We start from the raw sequence: 1,066 nt of genomic DNA, 5'->3' as shown, positions 1-1,066 counted from the left end.
CGAAGATAATAGCAACCGTAGTTTTTTATTATACATAGATGAAAGCGAAGAGCAAGACACTAGAATAATGCACTACCAGCGGAGAGCCTCCGCAGGCAAGTTAAATGAGCAGGAAGAAATAGAAGCTAGAGAATTACTAAAAAACACACAACGAGTGCTAAAGCCCATCAAAGTTATCAATCCCTATGCAGAATATTTAGAGTTACCACAATCAGTATTTAAACCAAGGCGTACAAATAGTCATTACCTACAATTTATCAATGCAATAACCTTTTATAAACAATACCAAAGAGAGTCGAAGGTCGATACCCAGACAGGAGAAATGTACATCGAGACCACAGTAGAAGATATAGAAGAAGCGAATGAACTCATTACTGAAGTACTACTAAGAAAATCAGATACCATCACAGGAGCTTGTAGAAACTATTTAGAAGAATTAAAGAAATATCTAACAAAAGAAAATCAAACCACTTTTACAGCTATAGAAATCCGTAAACGATTAAAGGTAAAAAAGACTACACAATGGCGGTATCATAAACAATTACTAGAAAACTACTACATCAAAACAGTACAAATAAAAGGAGAGAAACTATACAGATACGAAGTAATAAACCCTAATGAATACAAAGAGTTAGAAGAAGCAATAAGCAAGTCGTTACAAGAATGTATTACTAAAATAAACAGTTCCACTGTTCCAAATCGTTCCACTAGTAAAACGGAACAGTTAACTAAAACAAAAACAACAAATTAACTCACTGTTCCATAAAAACCCCAAAAAAGTCAACCGAGGTAGAAAAAATAAATAGTTCGTACTATGAAAAAATTAAAGCTACATAACAAGCATTACAAAACACTCTTACAATCCTTTACCGAGTGGTTAGACATTTTAGGCTATGCTCAGGGTACTGTGTATTTAGTCCCTATAAAAGTGCAAGAGTTCTTTTACTGGTTAGAAACCCAAGGGCATACACACATTAGTAACGTTACTCCCGCATTAGTAAGTAACTATTACGAGTATTTAAAACAACGTTCCAACCAATACAAAGGCGGTGCTTTAAGTAATACT

General features: G+C 34.1%; 1 protein-coding gene and 1 pseudogene. Both read left to right on the top strand.

What is annotated here, in order from left to right; translation table 11 throughout:
* Positions 1 to 751: pseudogene (locus tag LCI24_RS16890) on the top strand (hypothetical protein); the annotation flags it as partial.
* 63 nt (positions 752 to 814) lie between these two features.
* A partial coding sequence (locus LCI24_RS16885) for a site-specific integrase (protein WP_274641425.1) occupies positions 815 to 1,066 on the top strand: 252 nt, incomplete at its 3' end.

Origin of the sequence: Tenacibaculum larymnensis (assembly GCF_028829235.1) — a bacterium.
Taxonomy (GTDB): Bacteria; Bacteroidota; Bacteroidia; order Flavobacteriales; family Flavobacteriaceae; genus Polaribacter; species Polaribacter larymnensis.
The sequence above is the reverse complement of the archived record's forward strand: the minus strand, read 5'-3'. Positions and strand labels throughout refer to the sequence as shown.